Origin of the sequence: Leptospira wolbachii serovar Codice str. CDC, from assembly GCF_000332515.2 — a bacterium.
Classification (GTDB): Bacteria; Spirochaetota; Leptospiria; order Leptospirales; family Leptospiraceae; genus Leptospira_A; species Leptospira_A wolbachii.
Window position 1 is genome coordinate 237,075 of sequence record NZ_AOGZ02000016.1, and the last position, 22,553, is coordinate 259,627.

The 22,553-nt window shown below is 41.3% G+C and carries 22 protein-coding genes; 15 read left to right on the plus strand and 7 right to left on the minus strand.

The genetic code is table 11. The features are described 5' to 3' along the window. Positions 1-12: 12 nt before the first annotated feature. A complete protein-coding gene (locus LEP1GSC195_RS18560) occupies positions 13-444 on the minus strand; it encodes an acyl-CoA thioesterase (protein ID WP_015682853.1) in 432 nt (143 codons plus the stop codon). A gap of 120 nt (positions 445-564) precedes the next feature. On the opposite strand from LEP1GSC195_RS18560, the gene LEP1GSC195_RS18565 reads away from it, so the two are divergent. After that, the gene (locus LEP1GSC195_RS18565) at positions 565-1,155 is read left to right on the plus strand and encodes a TetR/AcrR family transcriptional regulator (protein ID WP_015682882.1); all 591 of its coding nucleotides are present in this window, start codon (positions 565-567) and stop codon (positions 1,153-1,155) included. Here LEP1GSC195_RS18565 and LEP1GSC195_RS20320 read toward each other — a convergent pair. The 3 genes from LEP1GSC195_RS20320 to LEP1GSC195_RS18580 are packed head-to-tail and all read right to left on the minus strand — an operon-like array spanning position 1,145 to position 3,178. Next, positions 1,145-1,402 (minus strand): LA_0364 family Cys-rich lipoprotein, encoded by a 258-nt coding sequence (locus LEP1GSC195_RS20320; RefSeq protein WP_040507248.1) that lies wholly within the window; start codon positions 1,400-1,402, stop codon positions 1,145-1,147. The genes LEP1GSC195_RS18565 and LEP1GSC195_RS20320 overlap by 11 nt on opposite strands. Then, on the minus strand, positions 1,399-2,811 hold the full coding sequence (locus LEP1GSC195_RS18575) for a UTP--glucose-1-phosphate uridylyltransferase (protein ID WP_015682948.1): 1,413 nt from the start codon (positions 2,809-2,811) through the stop codon (positions 1,399-1,401). Before LEP1GSC195_RS18575 ends, LEP1GSC195_RS20320 begins: the two co-directional genes overlap by 4 nt. Before the next feature lies 1 nt (position 2,812). Further along, a complete protein-coding gene (locus LEP1GSC195_RS18580) occupies positions 2,813-3,178 on the minus strand; it encodes a hypothetical protein (RefSeq protein WP_015683011.1) in 366 nt (121 codons plus the stop codon). Positions 3,179-3,293: 115 nt separating this feature from the next. On the opposite strand from LEP1GSC195_RS18580, the gene LEP1GSC195_RS18585 reads away from it, so the two are divergent. Further along, on the plus strand, positions 3,294-4,142 hold the full coding sequence (locus tag LEP1GSC195_RS18585; protein WP_015683026.1) for an esterase/lipase family protein: 849 nt from the start codon (positions 3,294-3,296) through the stop codon (positions 4,140-4,142). An 81-nt stretch (positions 4,143-4,223) separates the two neighbouring features. On the opposite strand, the gene LEP1GSC195_RS18590 is transcribed toward LEP1GSC195_RS18585, so the two are convergent. From LEP1GSC195_RS18590 to LEP1GSC195_RS18600, 3 genes are all read right to left on the minus strand, one after another. Then, entirely contained in the window at positions 4,224-4,670 is a 447-nt protein-coding gene (locus LEP1GSC195_RS18590) for a four-helix bundle copper-binding protein (protein WP_015682904.1), read from the minus strand. A 75-nt stretch (positions 4,671-4,745) separates the two neighbouring features. Next, complete coding sequence (locus LEP1GSC195_RS18595; RefSeq protein WP_015682855.1) at positions 4,746-5,120, minus strand: hypothetical protein; 375 nt, start codon at positions 5,118-5,120, stop codon at positions 4,746-4,748. Between the two features lie 41 nt (positions 5,121-5,161). After that, entirely contained in the window at positions 5,162-6,385 is a 1,224-nt protein-coding gene (locus tag LEP1GSC195_RS18600) for a TraB/GumN family protein (RefSeq protein WP_015682940.1), read from the minus strand. A 60-nt stretch (positions 6,386-6,445) separates the two neighbouring features. On the opposite strand from LEP1GSC195_RS18600, the gene LEP1GSC195_RS18605 reads away from it, so the two are divergent. The 13 genes from LEP1GSC195_RS18605 to LEP1GSC195_RS18665 all read left to right on the plus strand — a co-directional run. Next, the gene (locus tag LEP1GSC195_RS18605) at positions 6,446-6,949 is read left to right on the plus strand and encodes a chemotaxis protein CheD (protein ID WP_015683003.1); all 504 of its coding nucleotides are present in this window, start codon (positions 6,446-6,448) and stop codon (positions 6,947-6,949) included. A 6-nt stretch (positions 6,950-6,955) separates the two neighbouring features. Next, a complete protein-coding gene (locus tag LEP1GSC195_RS18610; protein ID WP_015682830.1) occupies positions 6,956-7,810 on the plus strand; it encodes an HDOD domain-containing protein in 855 nt (284 codons plus the stop codon). A gap of 37 nt (positions 7,811-7,847) precedes the next feature. Beyond that, positions 7,848-8,384, plus strand: coding sequence for a shikimate kinase (locus LEP1GSC195_RS18615; protein WP_015682878.1), 537 nt, complete (start codon positions 7,848-7,850; stop codon positions 8,382-8,384). A 407-nt stretch (positions 8,385-8,791) separates the two neighbouring features. Next, the gene (gltB, locus tag LEP1GSC195_RS18620) at positions 8,792-13,369 is read left to right on the plus strand and encodes a glutamate synthase large subunit (RefSeq protein WP_015682819.1); all 4,578 of its coding nucleotides are present in this window, start codon (positions 8,792-8,794) and stop codon (positions 13,367-13,369) included. Next, entirely contained in the window at positions 13,362-14,804 is a 1,443-nt protein-coding gene (locus LEP1GSC195_RS18625; RefSeq protein WP_015683022.1) for a glutamate synthase subunit beta, read from the plus strand. The genes gltB and LEP1GSC195_RS18625 overlap by 8 nt, the downstream gene beginning before the upstream one ends. A gap of 208 nt (positions 14,805-15,012) precedes the next feature. Further along, positions 15,013-15,984 (plus strand): LA_0442/LA_0875 N-terminal domain-containing protein, encoded by a 972-nt coding sequence (locus tag LEP1GSC195_RS18630; protein WP_015683037.1) that lies wholly within the window; start codon positions 15,013-15,015, stop codon positions 15,982-15,984. A 192-nt stretch (positions 15,985-16,176) separates the two neighbouring features. Further along, positions 16,177-17,607, plus strand: coding sequence for a cytochrome-c oxidase, cbb3-type subunit I (ccoN, locus tag LEP1GSC195_RS18635; protein WP_040507249.1), 1,431 nt, complete (start codon positions 16,177-16,179; stop codon positions 17,605-17,607). Beyond that, positions 17,607-18,302, plus strand: a complete 696-nt coding sequence (gene ccoO, locus LEP1GSC195_RS18640) for a cytochrome-c oxidase, cbb3-type subunit II (protein ID WP_015682919.1) — start codon at positions 17,607-17,609, stop codon at positions 18,300-18,302. The genes ccoN and ccoO overlap by 1 nt, the downstream gene beginning before the upstream one ends. Positions 18,303-18,306: 4 nt before the next feature. Beyond that, positions 18,307-18,456, plus strand: a complete 150-nt coding sequence (locus LEP1GSC195_RS18645) for a hypothetical protein (RefSeq protein ID WP_002991638.1) — start codon at positions 18,307-18,309, stop codon at positions 18,454-18,456. A 5-nt stretch (positions 18,457-18,461) separates the two neighbouring features. Continuing rightward, entirely contained in the window at positions 18,462-18,992 is a 531-nt protein-coding gene (locus tag LEP1GSC195_RS18650) for a c-type cytochrome (RefSeq protein ID WP_015682825.1), read from the plus strand. Between the two features lie 2 nt (positions 18,993-18,994). Then, positions 18,995-20,314 carry a cytochrome c oxidase accessory protein CcoG gene (gene ccoG, locus LEP1GSC195_RS18655; RefSeq protein WP_040507250.1) on the plus strand — a complete coding sequence of 440 codons (1,320 nt, stop codon included), beginning with the start codon at positions 18,995-18,997 and terminating at the stop codon, positions 20,312-20,314. Further along, entirely contained in the window at positions 20,314-20,805 is a 492-nt protein-coding gene (locus tag LEP1GSC195_RS18660; protein ID WP_232227859.1) for a FixH family protein, read from the plus strand. The genes ccoG and LEP1GSC195_RS18660 overlap by 1 nt, the downstream gene beginning before the upstream one ends. Beyond that, on the plus strand, positions 20,802-22,553 hold a 1,752-nt coding region (locus tag LEP1GSC195_RS18665), incomplete at its 3' end, for a heavy metal translocating P-type ATPase (RefSeq protein WP_015682926.1). The genes LEP1GSC195_RS18660 and LEP1GSC195_RS18665, both read left to right, overlap by 4 nt.

Sequence of the window (22,553 nt, forward strand, 5' to 3'; positions counted from 1 at the left end):
ATAAACGAAAGATTAAGGATGGGATTGGCTACGATTTAATATCCCATCTGCTTTAAACTTCTCAAGGAATGAATCAGGAATTTTCCAAGGCCTGTTCTTTTCAAAATCAAAAAATAAAGCCGAAAAAATAGCTTCGCAAACAAGGGCACCGTCCGAAATCCGATACATGTTTTGAATCACCTTCCCTTTGATTTTTGACATATCGCGAAATCCAGTTTCAATTCGTACTGCATCGGGATGGTGGAGGGGCTTGTGGTAAGACAACTCCGCTTTTAGCATCACTGGTCCAACTTTTTTCTCTCTCATTTCCTTGATGGAGAATCCTTCGTTCTCTAAGGCTTGGATCCTTGCTTCATCAAAATAGGATTGGTAGATTCCGTTGTTTACGTGTCCGTTGGCATCCAGATGGCTCCAGAGGACTGGAATTTCGGTAGTGTGAGGCATGGTGGGCTCTCCTGGGGGTAGGGATAGGTTCCCGCAGACCGTTCTGTCTGTAAATCAAAAAACAGACAGAACGGTCTGCAAGGATTGACAAATTCCCCCCTCCCCCAATACTCAAATCCCATGAAAGGCTCACCTAGATACCGCATCCTTGAAATCGCCAAAAAAAGATTCTACCAACAAGGCTACTACCACACAGGCATCAACCAACTCATCCGAGAATCTGGAACGGCAAAAGCTTCTTTCTACGACCACTTCCCCTCAAAACGAGATTTGGGAATTCGTGTCATCCAGGCCTATGGGGCTGACGTCCTAATTTGGTTTCGCCAAATCCTCAGGGAATCCAATACACCAGATGATTTTATCTCCGAAATGTCTAAGGCAGTTGCCATCCAAATTAATGAAGATGGCTCTTATTATCAGGGTTGTCCCATTGCCATCTTTTCATGTCAATTCCCAGTCGGCGAGCAGCCGTTCAGTGATGAATTCAAATCTATTGTATTTCGATGGGAGACTCTATTCGCAATGTATATTGGAAGATGGCAATCAAATGGCTTATTGGAAGAATCAATTGATCCAACGGAGCTCGCACGTGACCTGATTAATATCTATGAAGGGGCGCTTATTAACTGGCGGATATCTTTGAACGAAGTCTATTTGAAACGTATGTTCGCCCAAATGGGCCAACAATTAAGGTTGGGAGCTAAAAAATAGTTCCACTTTCACAGTTCTTGCGACAAGTTTTCTCTAACCCGATACAGCTTCCAACGAGAGCAGCCATGTCAGGGGCACTATATTCTGGACTATTCGTTGCAATTTTATAGAATGCATCGTTCCGCAAAAAACAAGCACCTTCAATCGTAGAACATTTGTTACGTTCGTAACAAGCTGAACGAAATGAAAGTGGCGAGCCACAATGCACAAAACCAATTATAAAAAAGATAAAAAAACTATACTTCATAAAGAGATGGTTTCGTTTTCAAATTCATTTCTACCAAGTGAAGAGATTGTTTTTAATCCACCCGAAAGATTTTGAAATTTAACTTTTCCTTTAATAGTGATGGGAATATCAAATAGAACTTCACCAGAAACCACTAACTCTTCACAGTAAAGAAGAGAGGGATATTCCCTAAACAAAGAATCAAACTGATGTATCTTTTTATAATGAGTTTCATCCAGAAGTACTAAAATCTCACCAAGACCTGCAGATTTTCTTTCCTTTGCCATGGTGAGAGAAAAGTCAGAATTGAGTATATAGGCATCGGAGCGACGAATCAAATAATCTTCTGTTTTTTTAACAGGGGCAAATCGATCCCTAGGAATAATGATTCCTTTGAATTTAGGAAAATTTCCAACAGCACTTCCCATCGCTGTTTCCAGTTGGATTACTGATTTACCATCGACTTGTTTGGGATTAACAATCAGAGATAAAGAGAAATTTCCTTGGTTGAATCTTTCTTTTAAGGCACGAAGATTGATCCAAAGATTGTTTGTGGAGAAAGTTCTAAATTTGCCAAGGCCACTAAATTCATTTTCATGTTCTTTAGGAACTTGTGCTGTTTCTAATAACTCATACTTTATGAATTTCCCACCCACAATTTTTCTGTAAATGGCTCCGCCTTTTTTATCAGCCAGAGTTTTTGGAGTCATCTCCATCGCAAAATGAATATCTTCTTTTAATAAGTAACTGACGATATGTGGATCGACAGTGGCACCTAAATTATCTCCATTGGAAAGGAAGGCAATTTCAAAACCTTTAGAGAGTAATTCATCCAAAATCCCCTCTTGCACCATAGTAAAGTAAATGTCGCCATGACCGGGCGGGCACCAATTTTCTTTTTCATTTTTGTTTTGAATAGGGGCGAAGGTTTCGGCATCCAAACGAGGGACTTTGTTTTGTAAAAAACTAGTTCGCAAAGTTTGTTTGAATCCATTTTTCTCTAATTCAATTTGCGAATCTTTTTGTGTATTATAAGAATCCATAAAAAGAAGAGGAACATCGATCCCATATTCAGAACGAATGTATTCAATTTGTTTTGCCATCACAGCAAGAAAAGACATGGAACCTTTGATGGGAATGAGTGATTTTGCTTTGTCGAGTCCCATACTCGTTCCAAGTCCCCCATTCAGTTTGATTACCACCAATTTGGACAGTAGGCTTAGGTCTGTAGGATAAGAAGAATGAATGGATTCTAAAGAAATTTCATCGGTTTGGGGATCCAAATCTCCTACTTCTTCCCAACGCACCATCCCCGTTTCACCGTTTCGAACAGCATCAACCTTAGTAATAAAATCGGCAATGAATGCATCCGATAGGCCGGCGGCTTTCATGGTTTCTGTGATCAATTGATCCGATTTTTGTTTCTCCATATCATTTCCCTTCGTGCGGTTCTCCAAGTTCAATCCGGTGAGGTTCTTCCGATATCCCCGGATTCCACAAAAAAAATACGAGGATATTACGGCCGTCTTCTTTCGGAACAGCAACGGTTTCTTTCCTTTCGTATTTTGGCATAAAAACTTCGAAATTATACATCCAATACTTTCCCTTCTTACGGGGCACTTGCCGAATTCCTTGTTTCAAAGGGTCCTTTTTCGTAAGTTTTCCATAAGGAAGGGGGTATTTTGTTTCCCAAATTTGGGGTAAAAGCTTCGCTGCTTCTTCATAATTTCCCGGATTGGACCAAAGGACCGTAGGAAAAAACCCTAAAAGTAAAATAAGCGAGAAACTATGACGCATACGATTCTAAAAGGCAATCCTATGTGAGTACGGTTATCGGTCAATTCAGGAATTCTTCTGGCGCTAGAATTGATTTTCATAGACAAGAATTGAGTCTGACAGAATCATTTAATTCATGTTTCGATTCATAGAATATCTGGAACGTTTTTGGGCGTTGTTGTCATTTTATCTTCCCAGCCATTTGTTTGTGGAGAATAATAAGGACAAAAACATATTGATTGTTCCTGGGTTTCGCGCTGGACGTTCTTACTATTCTAGACTCAAATCCAACTTGGACAACCTGGGATTCAAAGTAGGAATCCTTTCTACTCTCCGTGACCCTTTATCTTTAGAAGAGGCCGTCCAATACCTTGCCAACCAGATTCTTACAGCGCCTAACGAAGTGACTTTGATTGCTCATAACACCGGCGGATTACTCGTTTTAATTTTACCTGATGAAGCCAGACGAAAAGTCAAACGACTCATCACTCTCGGAACTCCTTTCCATGGTTCTGACAGGTTTACGAACACAAGACAATCTTATTGGGGATTTGAAGCCGATTGGGTAAAAACAAATTATAAAAATGCGTTATCTTTTCCCCTCTTCCAACCTCTCTCTGCCATCGAAGACTTTTCCTTTCCTCCACAAGAAAGTACAGAGTTTGGCCAAGGCCGTGACTTATGGTTTGATATCCCTGGCAATTATAACCTAGTACGTAGGAATGAAAACATCCGTACACTCAGAGAATTTTTGGGTACTCCAAAAGATAGTATTGCGATCATCTCTCCTCCCAAGGCAAATCCTGAATTTGCAGTCCCTAAAAAGATCGAAGTAGATTTTTCGAAGTATGAACCATCGGTTTATAAAAAGAACCAAAAACAATTAGCAGTAAAGAAGAAGTCCGCTGTAAAAAAAACAACACCAGCCAAAAAATCAAAATCTACGGCAAAACCGAAAGCCAAAAAAAAGGCTAAAAAACGTTAAATTTTCTAACCTAGAAGATTTCTATGTACAACTGCCCGCCAAACGGCGGACAGTTGCCTACCAAGTCTTTCTGATAGTTAATTAAACTTTCTTTAATTCTTTGACACAAGCAAGACAGCTGTCTCGGCATTCTTTGCAAACTGTGTGATGGTTGGCATGTTTATCACATTCCTTCGCACAAGCTTCACAAACTTCAACACATAAGTTTGCTAACTTCTTTGTGTAAGTAGATGACTGGCTTGCCAGTTTCACAAAAGAATCACATAGACTAATGACTTCTCTTGTACTTGTGGCACAAGCAGCCAATGACTTATCTCCCTTTCCCAATTCTGTGAGACAATGACTTAGGCAAACCTCAGCAGCAAGTTGGCAATGAAGGGCAGCCATCATTGCTTTGGAATATTTTGATTTTCCTGCCGTTGGCATGGACATCGTAGAATGGTCGTGGTCCTCTGCGGAAAGGGTAGATAAAATTCCCGAAACAGCAACTGCCATTCCAGCTTTTTGTAATAATTCTTTGCGATTCATATCGTATAACCTCTGTTAAAATAGTAGCTAATAAAATGTACAATCCATTCACCTAATCATTTAGGTGTGGCACTCTCAAATTAGGAGTCGAACAGTGCGAGTGGGGGAAAAAGGAGGAGAACCGCGAAGGCCCGAAACGAACCACCGTGCGGATTGTGTGTGTAAGGAATATGTTTGTTCGGAAGCCGTAAATCCATCCCATACAACAAGTTTGATCTGTTTCCAAATGGGAAAATCAGCCGCAGTGGAAGATTGGAGTTCTTCATGTGTAAGTGGGCATTCACAAGAATCGGCTGCATTTTCTTTAGATTCGTCCGTTTGGTGGCAAGGGGGAACTGAGGCCCGTTCCACAAATTTTTCTGCAGAGGTACAAAATCCGAAAACTGAGGATTTACACCCCAGATAAGCAAGGAAAATTAGAATGAATCCAATTGCAAATTTTCGTTTCATGCTCTTTTTCTTCATCCTTTAGACGAACCAATTGTACATTCCTAAAATAAATTCTTCAAGCCTTTTCCTGCAACAATAAAGGTTCCAATCGTAGATCCAAATTGAGGGAGGAAAAAAACGAGGAAGATATGGAGGACACGGTTTTTCCAAAAACCAACAAAAGTTTCTGAATCTTCGGCAATATGTTCAAAGTCTTCCACAAGGGGCTTACGCAAATACGATTCCGAAAGAGCACTCACCCAACCTGCTTTGAAGATCGGGACAAAAGTTCCAATAGGAGCTGTGATGAAGGCAAGAAGGATAGAGATCGGATGAGCGAGTGCAATGAGTGCCCCGAGAGCCGCAAGACCACCTTTGATATAAATCAGTTTCGAAAACAAATCCATACCGGCTTCCCCACCTTGGCTCCAAGTAGTATAACCAATGAGTCCAGCGAAGAACACAGGATACAGAATGATACTAATATTGTCCCACCAATTGCGTTTGGGAATTTCGTCTAACACGGACAAGTCGTTTACCGTATGAAGATTTCTTTCAATTCCAGCTAAATGGCCCGCACCCACTACTGCCAAAAGTTTTTTAACTGACTTACCTTCTGTCGCTTGGCGAATTTTTTCAGCTAAATACACATCCCTTTCATCAATGATGACATGTTTGACTGATTCATATTTTTTTGGGATTTGAGAGAACAGGTCTTTGAGAATGTCATCAGACTTCATCTCTTCGATTTTATCGTCTGAAACATCCTCGCGAACAAGAAGTGATGCAAGAAGAGCGCTGAATAGATACATTTTAGAGAAAAAACCTACGTTCCCCCAAGACCTCTTGAGCGTGGTTTGGATTTCTCTGTCTACTGCCATTACAGGTTTTTTTAAAGATCGGCCCATGGTGATTGCCTTACGCATTTCATCACCAGGTTTGATGTCTTTATTGCCGATTTTTTTCTGGAAAGAAGAAAGGATGAGGCTGGATAAAAGTAACCACATTTTTCGTTCTTTAAATACTTTGAATATATCTAATTTTTTTAAATAGTCGGGATCTTCCACCGACTTCATTCGAGACTCACATAACTCGACACAAATGACATCGGGTTTTAATGTTCGGATCATTTTTTCGACTTCATCTACACTTTGTTTGGAAACATGCGCTGTTCCCAGAATGTGGACTTCCGTTTTTCCGATGGTTTGGAAGAGATAAGGTTCCGTTGTTTTGAAACCTTTTTTGGTAGATTTTCTTGTGGGAGTTGATTTTTTGATTGAACGCATAAGGAAAGGTTACTATCTATAATACCTAAGTAACGGTTCCACTCTCTAGAAACAAGTAGAATGTCTATAAAATCCAAAATCATCAATGTCGGAATTGCCGACATCAAGGTCGGAAAAGATACGGATGTGCTCCGAACTACATTGGGTTCGTGCATAGGAATCGTTTTGTATGATCCTGAGCAGAAAGTGGGAGCCATTTCCCATATCATGCTTGCCAAAGATCCAACAGGCAAAGACGCCACTAAGTTCCCGCATAAATACGGGGAAACTGCCCTACCCATCCTAATCGAAATGATGAAACAACAAGGATCTAACATAGGACAATATTCTTGCAGAATGTTTGGAGGAGCGTCCATGTTTAAGGGGATCAACTCCCAATTTTTACAAAACATAGGGGAACAGAACATCGCTATTGTTAAAAAATTCATGGAAGAGAAGAAAATTCCCGTCATAGTAGAAGATGTGGCAGGGAACGAAGGAAGAACCATTAGTCTTTACTGTGACGACGGACGAGTTTTGTTAAAAAAAGCTGGTATGGAAAAATACCTTTATAAGGTGCGTTAGGCGAATATGCTAAAATCAAAGGTTGATGAAGTATTACAAGACGTAAATAAACTACCTGCCATTTCGTCGGTTGTTTCGAAGGTATTGGAAAAACTCCAAAAACCCGACGTAAATATTGCGGATCTTGCACAGGAAATTTCGAAAGATCCAGCAATCACTGCAAACGTAATTAAACTTTCCAACTCTGCTTACTACCGGGCATCCAAACCGATCCGCACAGTCCAAGAGGCTCTTATGACTCTTGGAATCAAAACGGTAAAAGAAATTGTCCTTCTCACCGCTGCCAAAGGGATCCTCTCGCAAGACTTAAATAGTTATCAATTGGAAGCAGCACAACTTTGGACTTCCTCTCTACTTGTGGCAGAGCTTTCGAGTAAAATTGTCCAACACAAAAAACTGAAAATAGACAAGGACCTTGCCTTTACTTCAGGACTCCTCTGCAGTGTGGGTAAAATTGTCCTCGCTCAGTTCTTTAGCCCTGTCATGATGCAGCTCAAAGCGGATCTAAAAGACAACCAAGAGCCTTTCCCTGCATTGGAAAAAAAGTATTTTGGATACACGCATATGGAAGTGTCTGAAAATCTTTTGAAACGGTGGAACTTCCCGCAAGAATTGACTGACGTAGTAGCCAACTACCTTACACCGGAAAACTCCAAAAACAATCCTGTTCTCACTTCTGTTGTACATATTGCAAGTATCCTTATAGTCGTTTCTGGAATTGGAATCGATATTGGTGGTGAGTCCGTTCCTATTTCTCCTTTTGCACTCAGCCAAACAGGCGTTACAGAAGCAGATATCGAAACCTATTTCGTTCACATCCCTGACTTACAAGCCGGGCTTGCTGATTTGTTAAACGTATAGTTTTAATTTTTAGCCTCACAATTTTGAGTCAGAGTTTATGAATATAATCTTTATTGGAGCAAGGGGCGCTGGAAAATCCAAAGTCTCTCGTTCTCTTTCCAAAAAGACAGAATTTCCAGTTGTTTCTACCGATTCCACCGCTGTTTACGAAGCTGGAGGAATTCCCATCCCCAAATTTGTAGAGAAATCTGGTTGGAAAGCATTCCGAGAATTAGAATATTCTATTTTGCAAAAATTACAAAATGCTGATGGGATCATTCTGGATTGTGGTGGTGGTATCCTATTTGATCTGGACGAGTCTGGTAACGAAGTTCCAAGTCAAAGAAAATTGGATCTACTTCGTAGTATAGGAAGGATCGTTTATTTGGAACGTGGGCTTGAAGAACTTATCGAAAAAGTAAAGGGAGACTCCACAAGACCCGACCTCTCGAAAGAAACTTCCTACAGGTCCATTTTGGAAAAAAGATTACCCATCTACCAAGAAGCAGCCCATTTCAAACTGAATTTATCTAAACTTTCGAAAGAGGAAGCCGCCGAACACATCTTAGATTGGTTAGGAATCAAATCTAAATAATGGAACCAATATTGGAACGGTACGTTTAAGTAAAACCTTCGATTTCTGATCATTGCGAACCCGCCTGGGAACCTCGGGAGAAAACCTATTTTCCCCTACTCGGACCTTGCCTTAAAACTAACAAAGTAACCCACCGCTTTCGGAAAAAGGGTGCTGGGATTTAAGCGATTTTCCTATGGAAGTTGCAGTTCGCTTGTTTCTTGTACTCCAAGATTTTTTAGACAGAATTCAATCCAGTTCATAAAGTAATCCAAGTGATTATATTATATGCATATCGCACACAAAGAGAACGTTTTCTGGTGTTTGGTTTTGCCTAAAAATAAATCATTTTGCTGAAAACAAAATAATTGGACAGTACATCCAAATTCAAAAACAAGGTACAGTAATTGCTTTAGAGTAGGGTACGTATGTCAAAATCTAACCAACCACCCATCCTTCCGCCACTCGGCCCACAGGCCCAAGGTATGTATGATCCTGCCATGGACAAAGATTCCTGTGGTGTTGGTTTTATCGCAAATTTTAAAGGCAAACGTTCCCGTGACATCGTCGACAAAGGGATCCGCCTGATGTGTAACCTCGAACACCGAGGAGCCGAAGGAGCCGATCCAAAAACCGGAGACGGTGCAGGGATCATGATCAATATTCCCGATGCATTTTTTAGAAAGAATCTTCCCTTCACTCTTCCAAAAGAAGGCGATTATGCCGTAGGATTTCTTTTCCTTCCGCAAAACACAGAAGTCAGAACCGCCGTCGAAAACGTAATCGAGAAAATTATCGTTGATGAAGGAGAGGAGTTCCTCGGATTCCGAGATGTTCCGATTAACAAAGAATACGCGGGGGTTGTAGCTTCTAAAACTATCCCGGTATTCAAACAAGTATTCATTGGTAAAAAATCCAAAAAAATAAAAACCTCTGACGACTTCGAAAGAAAACTATTCCTTATCCGTCGCCTAATCGACAGACGTATCCGTGCAGAAATGAAACTGGATCGTTCTCAGTACTACGTTCCTAGTTTTTCCTCACGTACGATTGTCTACAAAGGGATGTTACTTGGTGACCAAGTTAAAAAATTCTATGAAGATTTAAAATCTCCTGATTTAACTTCTGCGTTTTGTTTGACTCATACAAGGTTTTCGACGAACACCTTCCCTACTTGGGATTTGGCTCACCCTTACCGTCAAATTGCACATAACGGAGAGATCAACACACTTCGTGGGAACATGAACTGGATGGCCGCTCGTCAGATGGTGATGCAGTCTCCCATTTACGGGGATGAACTTCGCCGTATGCTTCCGATCGTAATGGAAGGCCAATCAGATACAGCAACTTTTGATACAGTGCTTGAACTACTTGTAATGGGAGGAAGGTCTTTACCTCACTCCGTTATGATGATGATTCCAGAAGCTTGGTCTAAAAACAAAGCAATGGATGCCGACAGACGCGCGTTCTACGAATACCATGCAACCTTTATGGAACCTTGGGATGGACCTGCTGCCATTGCCTTTACTGACGGTCGTATCATTGGTGCCACGCTTGACAGAAATGGACTTCGTCCTGCCAGATTTGTCGTCACAAAAGACGATGAAGTGATCATGTCTTCGGAAGCAGGCGTTCTCAACCTTCCCCCAGAAGAAATTTTAGTCCAAGACCGTCTTCGTCCAGGTCGTATGCTTCTCATCGATATGGAAAAAGGACAAATCCTGGACGATGAAGAAATCAAAAAACAAATCGCCACTCAAAAACCATACCGCAAATGGGTAGAAGACAATATGATTCGTTTGGGATCTCTACCAGATCCTGAAAACGTAAAACAACCACAACACGAAACCATTTTGGAACGCCAAAGGGCTTTTGGTTATACTCACGAAGATGTATTTACTATCATCAAACCAATGGGAGTTTCTGGAGAAGAGCCCATAGGCTCTATGGGTGTAGATTCTTCCCTTGCCGTTTTAAGTGAAAAGCCACAACCCCTATTCCGTTACTTCAAACAAAATTTTGCCCAGGTGACAAACCCACCGATTGATCCAATTCGAGAAGAATTGGTGATGGAACTTACAACTTACATTGGGCCAGAAGGAAACCTTCTCTCCGAAGAACCAGAACATGCTCACCGTTTGGAATTGGAACATCCGATCCTAACAAACGAAGATTTTGAAAAGATCAAACAAATCAGTGAAGGCCATTTCAAAGCCAAAACCTTTGCCATCCTTTTTGATCCCTCCAAAAAACATGACATGAGAAACTCGCTCGATCGTGTTTGTGCCGATGCAGCCAAAGCCGTTCGGGAACAAGGCGTAAACCTCATTATCTTAACTGACCATGGTGTGGGTGAGAAAAAAGCAGCTATCCCATCGCTTCTGGCAGTGGCAGGACTCCACCACTACCTGATCCGTGAGGGACTTAGGACCAAAGCAGGAATTGTATTAGAATCAGGGGAACCAAGAGAAGTGGCCCACTTTGCATTGTTATGTGGTTATGGTGCCAATGCCATCAACCCATACCTTGCTTTTGAAACCATTGCCGATCTTTCCCAACAAGGTTTACTCCCAGAAGTTCCTAATTACAAGGATGCAAAAAAGAAATACATCAAATCCATTGGGAAAGGACTCTTCAAAGTGTTCTCAAAAATGGGAATCTCCACATTGCAGTCGTATTGTGGTGCGCAAATCTTTGAAGCTGTGGGACTTGATTCCGAGTTAGTGAATACTTACTTTGCAGGAACACAATCCAGAATCGAAGGGTTGTCGCTTGAGATGTTAGAAGAAGAAACGGTTCGTCGACACAAAGCGGCTTATGATCCGACATTCTTCCCAAATAACTTGGAACCAGGTGGAGTTCACTACTACCGTAAAAATGGCGATAGCCATCTTTATACTCCAATTACTGTACATAAATTACAGAAGGCAACTCAGGACAACGACTACAAAACTTTTAAAGAGTTTTCAAGCCTAATCGATAACCAAAACGAGAAGGCAATCACTCTTAGAAGTTTATTCCAACTAGACTTCGAAGGATCCAAAGCAATCCCAATTGAAGAAGTGGAATCTGTAAAATCCATTCTGAAACGTTTTCAAACAGGAGCCATGAGTCATGGATCCATTTCTTGGGAAGCACATACTACACTTGCAATTGCCATGAACCGAATTGGTGCAAAATCCAATACCGGGGAAGGTGGCGAAGACCCTGTTAGGTTTAAAACCTTGCCTAATGGAGATAGCATGCGTTCGGCGATCAAACAGGTTGCCTCTGCACGTTTTGGTGTAACTATGGAATACCTCACCAATGCTGATGATATCCAAATCAAAATGGCACAGGGCGCAAAACCAGGAGAAGGTGGACAACTTCCGGGGCACAAAGTAGACAAATACATTGGATGGCTACGTTATTCCACTCCAGGGGTGACACTGATCTCCCCTCCTCCTCACCATGATATTTATTCGATTGAAGATTTAAAACAGCTCATCTTCGATTTGAAAAACTCAAATCCTAGAGCTCGTATATCGGTAAAATTGGTTTCTGAATCAGGTGTAGGGACTGTTGCGGCTGGTGTTGCCAAAGCTCATGCCGATCATATCCTCATCGCAGGACATGAAGGGGGAACGGGTGCAAGCCCTATCTCTTCCATCCATCATGCAGGAACCCCTTGGGAACTTGGGCTTTCTGAAACCCACCAAACCCTTGTTGCCAACGGCCTTCGTGACCGTGTGTATCTGGCAGTCGATGGGAAACTACTGACAGGAAAAGATGTGGTTGTGGGAGCCCTCCTAGGTGCGGAAGAATTTGGATTCTCTACTTCTGCACTCGTCTCTGTAGGTTGTATCATGATGCGTAAATGCCACTTGAATACTTGTCCTGTCGGCGTTGCCACTCAAGATGAATTCTTAAGAAGTAAATTTACAGGCAAACCAGAACACGTTGTGAACTTTATGACCTTTGTTGCGGAAGAAGTCCGCGAGATCATGGCAAAACTTGGATTCAGAACTTTTGAAGAAATGATCGGACAAGTGGAAAAAATTAAATTCAAACGACCGCATCACCATTGGAAGGCACGTGGACTTGATTTTACAAAAGTTCTCCATAGACCAACTCCCGTATTTCCAACGGGTTTATTCCGTGCGAAAGAACAGAACCACCACTTGGATGAACAAATTGACAACGAACTCATTCGTAAGGCTCTTCCTGCGATTGACCACAAACAACCGGTCAAAATCCAAACTACTATCGTAAACTTAAATCGTTCGGTAGGAACCATGTTAAGTCACGAAGTGACTAAAAAATATGGAGTGGATGGTCTTTCCGAAGACACGATCGATATCGAATTCACAGGGACCGCAGGACAATCGTTTGGTGCTTTTGTTACAAAAGGGATGACTCTTCGTTTGGTAGGGGAAGGAAACGACTACGTAGGCAAAGGACTTTGTGGTGGAAAACTCATCTTCCAAACCCCCAAAACGGCCCCTTACAAAGCAGAAGAAAATATCGTTATCGGTAACACATGTTTTATTGGAGCGACCAGTGGGAATGCCTATGTGAATGGAATTGCCGGCGAACGTTTTTGTGTTCGTAACTCAGGAGCTCATGTCATCGTAGAAGGGACAGGTGACCACGGTTGTGAATACATGACCGGTGGACGAGTCATTATCCTCGGAGACATTGGACGAAACTTTGCTGCGGGTATGTCTGGTGGGATTGCTTACCTTTGGGATCCAAAGAAAAACAAAGAATCACTCATCAACAAAGAGATGGTCGACTTAGATCCGTTAACTGATGCATCAGAAATTGCAGAAGTAAAAAAGATGGTAGAAGATCATAAAGCTTATACCGGTTCCAAACGAGCCGAAGAAGTTTTAAACAATTGGGATACGGTCGTCAAAGAAATGATCAAAGTGATTCCGAGAGATTATAAAAAAGCTCTAGAAAAAATGGCCGAAGAAAATGCATCAGGGAAACCAAACAAAGAGGGGGTAACAGCTCGTGGGTAAACCAACAGGATTTTTAGAATTTAAAAAAGAATACCTTCAGAAGATTGAACCAAAGGAACGGGTGAAGAACTACAAAGAGTTCGAGAAACCCTTTCCAGAGACTGTTGCCAAAGACCAAGGCGCTCGTTGTATGGACTGCGGAATTCCTTTTTGCCATGGGGATACAGGTTGTCCTGTCGATAACCTTATTCCTGAATTCAATGACTTCGTATACCGAGGTCGCTGGAAAGAGGCTTGGGAAAATCTTTCTAAAACAAATAACTTCCCTGAATTTACAGGAAGGTTGTGCCCTGCTCCTTGTGAGTCTGCTTGTACTTTAGGAATCATTGAACCGCCTGTTTCTATCAAGTCTATTGAAAGAACCATCATTGATCGGGCTTGGGAAGAAGGTTGGGTCATCCCACAAACTCCTGTATCCAAATCGGGTAAAAAAGTTGCCGTTGTAGGATCGGGACCAGCAGGTCTTGCCGCAGGACAACAGTTAGCTCGTGCTGGACATACAGTCACTATCTTTGAAAAAAATGACCGTATTGGTGGCCTACTCCGCTATGGAATTCCAGACTTCAAAATGGAAAAAAGACATATTGACCGCCGCATGAAACAAATGGAGGCGGAAGGTGTGACTTTCAAAACCAATGTCAATGTGGGTGTAGACATTACCGCAAAGCAATTATTAGCTGATTTTGATTCGGTTGTCCTTGCTTGTGGATCCGAAGTTCCAAGAGATCTCCCCGTAGAAGGAAGAAAAAACAAAGGCGTTTACTTTGCAATGGAGTTTCTGTCCAAAAACAACAAACATGTTGCTGGTGACGATATCGAAATCATAAATGCGAAAGACAAACATGTCATCGTGATAGGCGGTGGTGATACTGGTTCTGACTGTGTTGGAACTTCTAATCGCCATGGTGCCAAATCAGTCACACAAATTGAACTTTTCCCAGAACCGCCGAAAGAAAGAGACTCCTCCACACCTTGGCCTCTTTATCCAAAAATGCTCCGGACTTCCACCTCACATGAAGAAGGTGTGAATCGGAAATGGGCCGTTTCCACTATGGGTTTTAAATCCAATGATAAAGGGGAAGTCACTGCCATTTACGGATCGGAAGTAAAAGAGGAAAATGGAAAATTCAACCCAGTTCCTGGTACTGAATTTGAATGGCCGGCGGATTTAGTTTTTCTTGCGATGGGATTTGTAAATCCAGTGAAAGAAGGATTACTTGCTGACTTGCAAAAAGAAGGACTGGAACTAGATGGTCGAGGGAACGTAAAAGCGGATTTCGGAACAAAACCGGGATCTTTTGCAACTTCTGTACCGAAAGTGTACGCTTGTGGCGACGTAAGGCGAGGGCAATCCCTCATTGTTTGGGCCATTTCCGAAGGAAGGAAGTGTGCAGACCAAGTACACCACTTTCTAATGCAAGAAGTAGAGGGGTAGAACCTCTTTTCTTAAGAACCACATTTGGAACATACCTTGTCGTAACAGGGATAATTTGTTTCCAAATGTGGGTTTACATTAGAGCCATCTTTGGCAAAAAAATTCTTGCCTAACTTCCAAATTGCAGAAATCATTGGAGAGATCAATTGAAACGTAGCAAGTAACACTATTGAGATTGTTATATAATATTCCAACACCTGAGATACCCTTGAAACTGACTATTACACAATTCATAAAAATCGCAACACTTTTGGTAGTGATCGCCGGTAACCTATCCGCAGAAAACATCCTTCTCAAAAAAGGGGGGACTCTCCAAGGTAAGGTGGTCGAACAAGACCAATATAAGCTAAAAATTCGAAAAGAAGATGGAACCATCGTTGTTCTCAACAAAACCGACATCCTTAAGGTGGTGTATAAAGACCACCTAACTGCCGCAGAGGAAGATAAACTCAGAAAAGCAGAAGAAGATAAAGAAAGACTTAAAAAAGAAAAAGAAGAAGCTGCAAGGCTGAAAAAAGAACAAGAGGAAGCTGCTCGTTTAGAAAAAGAATTGGCTGCTAAAAATGCATCGGCTGATGCAGAAGCCAAACGCAAACAAGAAGAAGAAGCTAGACTTGCAGAAGCAGACAGAAAGAACCTAACAAGGACAGGTGCCACTTGGCGATCTGCAGTCCTTCCTGGTTGGGGTCAATGGAAACAAGGCCGAAAAGTACAAGCCATTGTTTACCCATCCATCATTGCTGTCGGACTTTTTTTTACATACGACAAACACCGTATGTATTTAAATGCTAAACGCGATTACAATAATTTAGATAATCCTTATACTACAAACGGATATTTCCGAGCTGCTTTTTCTCCACAATCTGCAGCAACGGTATCTCCTGCAGAAGCTGTCGTTGCCAGCCAATTCGGCCCCTTCAAAGGACAAAGAGAATCTGTAGAAAAACATTACCAAGACATGCAATATATTGGTGCTGCAACTCTTTTAGTTTATATATGGAACATATTTGATGCCTACTACTTCCACCCAACAGGTTCTGGGTTAAGTATGGACGACACTCGCAAAGAAAAATTCTTCATGCATTCTTCTGTAGATCGTGTTGGCTACCACCCCACTGCCATCGCAGGTGATCGAGGTATCGAACACCGTACGCAATTAGGATATGAATTTACTTTCTAACCGCTGTTAGAAAGTAAGACATTTTCAATAAACCCTCATTAGACTCATTCTAAATCTCAACTAACCCCTTGACAAAAATCAAGGGGGATTTAACGAACCAAATTCTGTTTTTCTTTCTTTTCTTCGTCTTTTGTGTATAAAGGAATTAGTTCTCTATACATACAGAACTGATAAAGATTAAGGAGAGAAACATTGGCTACGGAAAAAACTCAATATGACGATTTTATCGTAAAAGGGTTTATCATTTCAGCGTTAGTCTGGGGCGTCGCATCAATGACATTTGGTGTCATTATTGCCTTCCAGCTTGTATATCCACAGCTGAATTTTGAATTACCTTGGACGAGCTTCGGAAGGTTACGACCTCTACATACCAATGCAGCCATTTTTGGATTTGCATTGAGTGTTATCTTCGCCACAGCGTACCATACAGTACAAAGATTGTGTCGGACTAGAATGTGGAATGACACACTTTCCAAAATACACCTGGCATTGTATAACCTAACAATTGTCCTAGCAGCGATTACACTACCTCTTGGATACAGTCAATCAAAAGAATATGCCGAATTAGAATGGCCTATCGACTTATTGCTTGTTGTATGGTATGTAATTTTCTTTGCAAACTATTTGATGACGGTAATCAAACGAAAAGAAGAACAAATGTATGTAGCTATTTGGTTCTACATTGCTTCTTTTGTTACGGTTCCACTTCTTTTTATTGTAAACAACATTGTGATCCCAGCAGGATTCTTAAAATCCTACTCGGTATATGCAGGTGTGTTCGATGCCAACATCCAATGGTGGTATGGACACAACGCAGTAGCCTTTGTTCTTACAACTCCGTTTTTGGGACTTATGTACTACTACCTCCCAAAACATATCAAACAACCCATATACTCTCATAGACTTTCGATCATTCACTTCTGGTCGTTAATCTTTATCTATATCTGGGCAGGTCCTCACCATTTACTTTACTCTCCAATTCCAGAATGGTTACAAACAACAGGGATGGTATTCTCCATCATGTTATGGATGCCTTCTTGGGGTGGTATGTTGAATGGATTCCTTACACTGACCCAAGCAAAAGATAAAATCAAAGTGGATGCTACCCTCAAAATGATGTTAGCTGCTGTAACTTTTTACGGTATGTCTACATTTGAAGGTCCACTTCTTTCCATTCGTGCGGTTTCCGCTCTTGGACACAACACTGACTGGATCATTGGTCACGTTCACTCAGGAACTTTAGGTTGGGTGGGATTTATGTCTGCTGCAGCTCTATACTACCTAGTGCCAAGACTTTGGAATTCCAATCTCTACAGCGAAAAACTCGCAAACGCACACTTCTGGCTCGGAACTCTCGGTATCCTACTCTACATCATTTCTATGTGGGTATCTGGAATTACTGAAGGTTCTATGTGGCGAGCAGTCGGCGAAAACGGCGAACTCGTTTATAAAGACTGGGTGGAAATCGTTGAGTTCTTAAAACCATTTAGACTTTTCCGTGCGATCGGAGGAACACTCTATCTAACAGGGATTATATTAATGGTGTATAACTTTATCAAAACCATTCAAAACAAAGACAGTGGGTTTGTAGAACAAGACTTACGTATAGGAGTGAAATCATAATGTTTGGATTTAACAAATTCTTAGATTGGTTTTCAGAAATTGCAGACCGTTGGGATACAAAAGGTATTAAGTTTACTCTATATACAACGATTGCCGTTGTGATTGGTGGACTATTTGAACTCATCCCACCGTTTTTCTTAACAAAAACGGTAACTCCAATTTCCACTGTAAAACCATATTCCGCATTGGAACTTGCAGGACGTGACACTTACCAAAAAGAAGGATGTATCGGATGCCATACTCAAATGGTTCGACCATTCAAATGGGAAGTGGATCGTTTTGACCCAACAAAGGCTTACGGAAGAACTGGATACTCGAAAGGTGGAGAGTATGTTTATGACCACCCTTTCCTTTGGGGATCCAAACGGACAGGTCCAGACTTAGCTCATGAATCCCAAATGTTACGTTCTGACGAATGGCATAAAAACCATTTGATCAACCCAAGAACTGTGGGTGGAGTACCTAACTCTATTATGCCAGCCTATCCATGGTTATTCGAAGAATCACATAAGATAGATGTAGAACAAGTTGTATCTAACATGAAAGCTCTCAAGTCCATCGGAGTTCCTTATACTGAAGAAGACTTTGCCAATGCACCGTCTCTTCTAAAGGACAAAACCGAAGGACAAGCACTCGTTGCTTATTTGCAAAAACTGGGAAAAGATTCCGCAGAGTTGCAAAAAGGTATGAAGTAAAATCATGAACGATGCAGACATTCTACTCGTTTATAAAAGTCTGAGATTGCCGATCCTCGTGATCGCAATCTCTTACATCACCTACTACGTTTATAAAAAACGTACTAAAGACGAAATGGAGAAACCCAAGTATAGAATGCTTGAGGAGGATTAATACGAATGAAAGAACCAAAAGAAGTAGACGGAATCTTCCAAGCCGACAACCCGATGCCCACTTGGTGGAAATTGGTTTGGCTGATCAGTATCATCGTTTCCATCGGTTATGTTGTATACTTTCACTGGTATTCTGAATGGCCACAAGAAGTTGCATTTGAAAAAGAAGTTGCAGAACACGAAGCGCAATTTCCAGCCAAACAAGCAGTTGTTGCGAACTCAGAAGATGGATCAAACCCTTACCGTGATGACGCAGTTGCTATCAAAGAAGGTGAAGGAACTTACAAACAAATTTGTTCCGCTTGCCATGGCCCAACTGCAGAAGGTGCTGTGGGACCAAGCCTTGTTGATAAAGATTGGATTCATGGAAACACTGACAAAGAAGTGTTTAACAACATCATGAAAGGGATTGGCCCAGAAAGACAAAAACTCAACCGAGGTGGAATGCCAGCTTGGGAAGGTTTAGGTGCCGAAAAAGTGTATGCCGTGATGGCATGGCTTGCCACTAAAAACAGTAGTTTGGTAAAGGCTAAATAAAGATGATCATTTCAAGACCACAAACAGGTAAGGTAAGAACACGAAGAAATTTCGTTATGAGTTTTCTTGTGGGTTTATTTTTAATCGCACCTTGGGTGGTGTTACCAGAAGGTAGCCCACTCATTCGACTGGACATTCCTCATAGGATGTTTCACTTGTTTGGCGGTCTTTTTATCCCACAAGAAGGGCTAATCTTATGGTTTTTCCTTCTAACGATGGGACTCTCTCTTTTCTTTTTCACCTCCGTCATCGGCCGTGTTTGGTGCGGATGGGGGTGTCCTCAAACAATCTACACCGATCTATTCGATAGAATTGGTCGGTTTGTTTTGGATTCAAAATATGGAAAGAAGGATGCATCTCTCCATGGAAAATTCACTGTTTATTTTCTTTGGGTTGTTGTGTCCTTTATTGCTTCCTTCCATTGGATTGCTTACTTTGTAAGCCCCTACGAAATGTTAGCTGACTATTTAAGTTTTGCGGCATTTTCACAAACCTACTTTTATTTTACTGCATTCTTTACAGCGGCGATGTTCATCGACATCGGATTTATCCGAGAGCAGTTCTGCCGTTATGCTTGCCCTTATGCAAGGTTCCAAACTCTCCTTATGGATGAACATTCTTGGAACGTTACCTATGACTTCAAACGAGGAGAACCTCGTCGGGATGGAAAAACAAAAATTGGGGATTGTATCTCCTGCAATATGTGTGTTGTTGTCTGCCCCACTGGGATTGATATCCGAGATGGTCTTCAAGTAGGTTGTGTGGCCTGCGGGAAATGTGTAGATGCATGCACATCCATCATGGCAAAAGAAAACAAAAAAACGCTGATAGGATACTTCTCTCTTAAACAAATAGAAACTGGTGCTAAAATCAAATGGATTCGTCCAAGAACTGTTGTATATGCGATTCTTTTAACAGTCGTCATTACGGGTGCGATCATCCAACTCATCACTCGCAGTCCTATGTCGATGATTGCTGCATCCAATAAGTCCATGCCACCTATCTTAATCCCCGATAATAAAATCAGAGCTTTCGTTGCTCTGCGCATTCAAAACATTGCACCTGTAGAAAAGGAATTCCAACTCTCTGCTTTTGATACAAGGCATGGAAAAGAAATCCTGATTCGCTCCGGTGAAGAAAACAACCAATTCAAATTGGGATCAGGCGAAATCAAAAGTATCTCTGTGGTTTTAGAGACACAATCTCTCACAGAACAAGAGTTGAATGAAGGATATTTACCAGGTTCTATTGTATTAAACAATGCAGAAGATCCAGATGAACGATTGGAGAAAAAACTCTCCTTAACATTACCAAGGAGGTAATGATGTTTAAAGAATTACACCCAAGTTTACGAAATGCCATGTATGTGGTTCTCTTTAGTTTCACTGCTCTTGTGGCAGCTACGTTTTATACTATTCGCCTTACTTATAAAAACTTCGAACCGGTAATGGATAAAAACTATTACGAAATCGGTCTCAACTATGAAAAAGCCATCGAAAACCAAAAGGAACTTTTGAAACAAGGGTATGTCTTAAAATCCAATTGGGACAACTTAAACCTCATTCCGTTTGGTGAATCCGAAATATCAGTCCAACTGGAAAAAGGTGGGACTGTTACTTCTGCAAAGTCTGTGGTTGTATATTTAGAACGAAACGCAACTACAAAGAACACAGTGCATTACAACTTAAAGCCAAATGCCAATGGATTTAGTGGCAAAATCCCTCTTTTAGAAAAGGGAACATGGAATTTGCGATTGGTTGCTGATATTGATGGCAAATCCTTTGAAAGAGAAGGAAAGATCTCCGTTCGATGAACGAAAGCCTTTCGGTCCTAACCAAAACAGAATGTGACCATTGTGGAAATCCCATCCGATTGGTACGGATTGAAGCAAAGGTCGGGGACGATACAAAAGTATTTTGTTGCGAAGGTTGTGAAACCGTTTATTCTATCATCAACTCACTCGGTGGAAGTTATTACTACAACTTAAAAGGTAATACCAAACTCGATCCTGTTCGAATCGAAGAAAACGATGCGGATCTTGAAAACGAACTCGTATATGAAAAGTTCGTTCGTAAATCAGGAGATCATTCTGAAGTTTCAATACAAATCACAAATATTCATTGTTCTGCTTGTGTTTGGATCAATGAAAAAGTTTTAAATGAAGAGGAAGGAATCCTCTCGGCTCAAATCAATTTTGCCTCTGGGAGAGCCAGAGTCCGTTTTGATCGTACTAAAATCAAAATATCGCGAATCCTAACCCTCATCCGCGCCATTGGGTATAAACCCGTTCTCTTCTCTCCCACGGAAGGAACACTAGAAAAAACAAAACAACTGAAAACCCTACTCCTTCGTATCGGTGTGGCCGGGTTTTGTTTTGGAAATATTATGATCTTAAGTGTTGCCTTATATTCAGGATATTTCACTGGAATTGATTTGGATATCAAACGTCTCTTCCACTATGCCTCTTGGGTATTTGCCACTCCTGCTTATTTATATTCAGGATATCCTTTTATGTCTGGATTCTTAACAAGCATTAGACGGAGAACTCTGTCCATGGACTTCCTATTGTTTTTGGGAATTTCTATGGCCTATTTTTATTCTGTTTATGTAACACTCACTGATGTGGGCGAAGTCTATTTTGATTCAGTGGCAATGATTTACTTTTTTATTTTGATTGGAAAGTACTTCGAAGAGAAAGCCAGAGTTTTTGCTTCCGATAAATTGGAATCGATACTTTGTAAACTTCCGGAGACATCCATTCGAGTGACAGACTCAGGAGAAGAAACAATCTCTAGTAGTGAAATCAAAATTGGAGATAAAATCCGTGTGGCCCCCGGGAAACGAATTCCAGTGGATGCCATCTTGATCTCCGAACAAACTTATGTGGATGAATCCTTTCTTACTGGTGAGTCCTTACCAATTCGGAAAAAACAAGGGGACAATATCCTTGCAGGTTCTCTCGCCATGGATAATCCTGCTTTGATTGTTGCCGGTTCTGATTACCACGCCTCCACACTCTCTTCCCTTAAACTTCGCTTAGAAGAAGCACTGCATCTCAAACCAAAACTACAAATCCTTACCGAGAGAATTGCTTCGTATTTTATTACCGTTGTCTTTGGTCTTGCTTTCCTTTGTTTTTTTGTTTGGTATTATGTATCGGGTGGGAACTTAGAACAAAGCCTTGTCACAACTATTTCTGTTTTGATTGTTGCCTGCCCTTGTGCCTTGGGTATTTCAGTCCCTACAGCCCTTGTCACCAATCATATTCTCAATGCGGATAAAGGTGTACTCTTAAAAAATCCATCTGTTGTGGAAGCGCTAGCTAAGGCAAATACCATCTTTTTGGACAAAACAGGAACTCTGACCGAAGGTAAATTTTTAGTACGCCAAGTATCAGTGTCCGATGACCACCTACCACTTGTTTATCGAATCGAAAAAGAAGTGAACCATCCTTTAGCGAAATCACTTGTGAAGTATCTAGAACCTTTTAGCTCTGTTACCAAAAGAGCAGGATCCATCCAACTTCTCCATTTGGAAAACATCCCTGGCCAGTCTACGCGT

Coding starts and splice junctions, on each gene's coding strand:
- LEP1GSC195_RS18585 (WP_015683026.1), top strand. CDS start 3,294: ATGTTTCGATTCATAGAATATCTGGAACGTTTTTGGGCGTTGTTGTCA.
- LEP1GSC195_RS18600 (WP_015682940.1), bottom strand. CDS start 6,385: ATGCGTTCAATCAAAAAATCAACTCCCACAAGAAAATCTACCAAAAAA.
- LEP1GSC195_RS18560 (WP_015682853.1), bottom strand. CDS start 444: ATGCCTCACACTACCGAAATTCCAGTCCTCTGGAGCCATCTGGATGCC.
- LEP1GSC195_RS18610 (WP_015682830.1), top strand. CDS start 6,956: ATGCTAAAATCAAAGGTTGATGAAGTATTACAAGACGTAAATAAACTA.
- ccoG (WP_040507250.1), top strand. CDS start 18,995: ATGATCATTTCAAGACCACAAACAGGTAAGGTAAGAACACGAAGAAAT.
- LEP1GSC195_RS18645 (WP_002991638.1), top strand. CDS start 18,307: ATGAACGATGCAGACATTCTACTCGTTTATAAAAGTCTGAGATTGCCG.
- ccoO (WP_015682919.1), top strand. CDS start 17,607: ATGTTTGGATTTAACAAATTCTTAGATTGGTTTTCAGAAATTGCAGAC.
- LEP1GSC195_RS18590 (WP_015682904.1), bottom strand. CDS start 4,670: ATGAATCGCAAAGAATTATTACAAAAAGCTGGAATGGCAGTTGCTGTT.
- LEP1GSC195_RS18660 (WP_232227859.1), top strand. CDS start 20,314: ATGATGTTTAAAGAATTACACCCAAGTTTACGAAATGCCATGTATGTG.
- LEP1GSC195_RS18565 (WP_015682882.1), top strand. CDS start 565: ATGAAAGGCTCACCTAGATACCGCATCCTTGAAATCGCCAAAAAAAGA.
- LEP1GSC195_RS18575 (WP_015682948.1), bottom strand. CDS start 2,811: ATGGAGAAACAAAAATCGGATCAATTGATCACAGAAACCATGAAAGCC.
- LEP1GSC195_RS18580 (WP_015683011.1), bottom strand. CDS start 3,178: ATGCGTCATAGTTTCTCGCTTATTTTACTTTTAGGGTTTTTTCCTACG.
- LEP1GSC195_RS18605 (WP_015683003.1), top strand. CDS start 6,446: ATGTCTATAAAATCCAAAATCATCAATGTCGGAATTGCCGACATCAAG.
- LEP1GSC195_RS18615 (WP_015682878.1), top strand. CDS start 7,848: ATGAATATAATCTTTATTGGAGCAAGGGGCGCTGGAAAATCCAAAGTC.
- LEP1GSC195_RS18650 (WP_015682825.1), top strand. CDS start 18,462: ATGAAAGAACCAAAAGAAGTAGACGGAATCTTCCAAGCCGACAACCCG.
- LEP1GSC195_RS20320 (WP_040507248.1), bottom strand. CDS start 1,402: ATGAAGTATAGTTTTTTTATCTTTTTTATAATTGGTTTTGTGCATTGT.
- gltB (WP_015682819.1), top strand. CDS start 8,792: ATGTCAAAATCTAACCAACCACCCATCCTTCCGCCACTCGGCCCACAG.
- LEP1GSC195_RS18595 (WP_015682855.1), bottom strand. CDS start 5,120: ATGAAACGAAAATTTGCAATTGGATTCATTCTAATTTTCCTTGCTTAT.